The organism is Streptomyces durbertensis (assembly GCF_014156695.1).
Classification (GTDB): domain Bacteria; phylum Actinomycetota; class Actinomycetes; order Streptomycetales; family Streptomycetaceae; genus Streptomyces; species Streptomyces durbertensis.
Genome location: NZ_WMLF01000551.1, coordinates 1 through 3,117, shown reverse-complemented (window position 1 = coordinate 3,117; position 3,117 = coordinate 1). Strand labels below are relative to the sequence as shown.

Sequence of the window (3,117 nt, the reverse complement as noted above, 5' to 3'; positions counted from 1 at the left end):
GTTGGCGGGTTGGCGGGTTGGCGGGTTGGTCAGGGTGTTCGGTTGCTTCGGGTGGTGCTAGTTCGCGGCGTCGGCGGTCGGGGTCTTCCGCTCCCCGCCGGCCTCTGCGGGAGGCGTGGCGACGGGCGGGGCCGGTGGCGGCTTGATGGTGAGTCCGAGTCCGAGGAGGGCCACCACCATCGAGACACACGCGGCGATCAGGTAGATCCGTTCGAAGTCGGCGATGTCCGTGAGGGCTTCGGAGACCACGGTGGCCAGGACCGCGATGCCGATGGCGCCGCCGATCTGCCGGGCCGTCTGGTTCAGGCCCGTGGCCCCGGCGAACCGCAGCGGCGAGACGGAGAGCGCGGCGGCCGTGGACGTGCCGGTGGTGATGGCGCCCATGCCGATGCCCGCCAGGACACCGAGCGGCAGCCAGTAGGCGAGGAACATCGAGTGGTCGGGGAGGGTGAAGGCGAGCAGGAAGCCGGTTCCGCCCAGGATGAGCGCGCCGCCGGCGGTGGCGAGCCTCGGCCCGTAGGCGGGCGGGAGTTTGCCGACCCGCAGCGCGACGATCGTCGCCGCGATCGCGCCCGGCGTCATGGCGAGTCCGGCCTTCAGCTCGGAGTAGCCCCACACCTGGGTGACGTACAGGACGCCGACCAGGAGCCAGGAGAAGAGCGCGATGCCGTAGAAGAACGCGGCGGCGTTGGCCAGGGCGAAGGTGCGGTTGCGCCACAGGGAGACTTCCACGGCGGGTGCCGGGTGCCTGGCGGAGCGCAGCAGGCACAGGGCGATCAGGGCGGGACCGGCGATGACGCAGACCAGGGTGGACGCGGCGGACCAGCCCCACTGGCCGCCCTTGCTGATGCCGAGGCAGAGCAGGCCGACGCCGGCGCCGAGCGTGATCGTCCCGAGGAGGTCCGGGAGCCTGCGTTCGGTGCCGAGGCCCTTCGAGCGCGGGATGACGGTGGCGCCGTAGAGGAAGAGCAGCCCGAAGGGGATGTTGATCAGGAAGAGGGAGCGCCAGCCGAAGACGTCGACCAGGACGCCGCCGAGCGCGGGGCCGACCGCCGCCGCCAGGGCCGCCGCGGCACTCCACTGGCCGATGGCCGCCCGCCGGCGCTCGGGCGGGGAGTCCATCAGCACGATGGCAAGCGAGGCGGGGATCATCGCGGCCGCCCCGAGTCCCTGGATGCCGCGGGCCGCCAGGAGTACGCCGAGGTCGGGCGAGAGGGCGCACAGCAGCGAGGCCGCCGTGAAGAGGCTGACGCCCGCGAGGAAGACCGTGCGTCTGCCCAGCGCGTCCGCGAGGCGTCCTGCGGGGGCGAGGAGTGCCGCGAAGACCACCGCGTAGATGGTGATGACCCATGACAGGTCCTTGAACGCGGAGCCGGTGAAGTCCTCGCGCAGGTCGGGCATCGCCAGGTTCACGACGGTGACGTCGAGGACCGCCAGGAACGAGGCTCCGGACGCCAGAAGGAGTAACGACGCCGCTGACCGCCGTTGTGGAGCGGCGGCATCAGTGCTGGTCACAGGGCAACACCCCTTTCTTAGATACCGATGGTAGGAATGTATTGAGCCCCGAGAGCGGGTGTCAACGCACTTCGAGCGACGTGAGCACCTCACATACCAACAGTAGGTATTAATCCCCCAGGCGCAAGACCTGGCGCAGCACTTCCGCGAGCTCCGCCGCCGTCAGCTCCTCCAGACGCGCCAACGCGTCGACCGCGGCCTCGTCGGCGCCCGTGCGCAGCAACTTCTCCCGCACCAGGGCCGGATGGTCGGACCAGGAAGCGGATCCGACGGCTCCGGTCCCGGCGGCCCGCTCGCAGGTCTCCTCGCGCCCGTCGCGCATCCGCACCCTCATGCGGCAGCCCAGCGCCTTGGTGGACCCCGCGAAGGAGGCGACGGGCGGACCCAGCTCCTCCAGAAGCTTCTCCATGGGGATCCCGGGCAGCTCGGTCTCCCACTCCAGGGCATGTCGCCCGGCGTGCCGCAGCGTCTCGCCGACCGGCGCGGTGGACAGCACGCCCCGCCTGCTCAGCTCCTCGTCCGCGTGGAGCCGCACCCGCTCCGCGAGCCGCCAACGGCCCTCCTCGGCCAGGCGCGGCGGGGCGAGATCGGCAACCGTGAGACCCCCGGTGAGCAGGGCGGTCGCGACGTTGTAGCCGGCGCTGAGATTGAGGGCGGGCAGGGAGGTGGCGGCACCCCGCACATAGCGGTCCGCGTGCCCGCTCATCACCATGGTCATCCGGGGCACCGCCACGTCGACCGAGGTGATGTCGGCCGGGTCCGCCGGCCGCAACCTGCGGTGCAGCTCGGCGGCGCACTCCACCAGCGCGTCCAGGTGGACCCCGACCGGCAGCAGTTTGAAGGACAGGGTCTCGGTGTGCCAGCGCTCGCCGAGACCGTACGCCACCAGCTCCGGCACGGCCGCCCCCGCGAACACGGCCAGCAGCCCCTCCGGGTGCTCGATCACGTCGTCGCGGCCCGTGAGCCCGGCGACCGCGGCGGCGCAGGCGTCGACCGCCGTGCGCACGGGAGCGGCGGCGGACAGCACCTTCGCGTCGCTGGCGAGCACGGCGGGGCGCAGCGCGCGCGGCGGCGCGGCCAGCGCCAGGCCCCAGGCGTTCAGCAGCGTTCCGGCGTCCGCGCCGGCGCCGTGCAGCAGGGCGGCGCAGGCCGCCACAAGATGGGTGTGGCCGGCCCACTGGCCCCGGAACGGGCCGAGCGTCGCGGCGGCGGTGACCCGGGCGGCGGCCTCGTTGGCCGCGGTCACGGCGGTGATCAGGGCACGCCCGGACAGCGCCTGGCTCGCCTGGTACGCCACCGGGACGCCGACGGCGGCGTGCGAGACATGCCCCGCGTAGAGGGTGTCCTCCAGGTAGAGACCGGAGGAGAGCGCCGCCGCCAGATGGGCCGTACGCGCCGGCTCGCCCGTCACGTCGAGGGGCCCGTACGCGGCGAGGAGGGTCCGGCCCACCGGGTGGGCGGCGGTGGCGCGGATCGCCGCGAGGTGGGAGACGACCTGGCTGGTGACCACCGAGCCGACCCGCGCGGGGATGTCCTCGTACCCGAGCCCGGCGGTCCACCGCGCGAGCGCGCGGGTGAGCCCCTCGCCGCCCGGCCCTCCCC

Annotated in this window: 2 protein-coding genes; both read right to left on the bottom strand. The window is 73.4% G+C overall.

What is annotated here, in order from left to right; all coding sequences use genetic code 11:
* Positions 1-57: 57 nt before the first annotated feature.
* Positions 58-1,515: a DHA2 family efflux MFS transporter permease subunit gene (locus GL263_RS24180; RefSeq protein WP_182857867.1), complete on the bottom strand. Its 1,458-nt coding sequence runs from the start codon at positions 1,513-1,515 to the stop codon at positions 58-60.
* 109 nt (positions 1,516-1,624) lie between these two features.
* Positions 1,625-3,117: MmgE/PrpD family protein (locus GL263_RS24175; RefSeq protein ID WP_182857866.1), on the bottom strand; the 1,493-nt coding region annotated here is incomplete at its 5' end.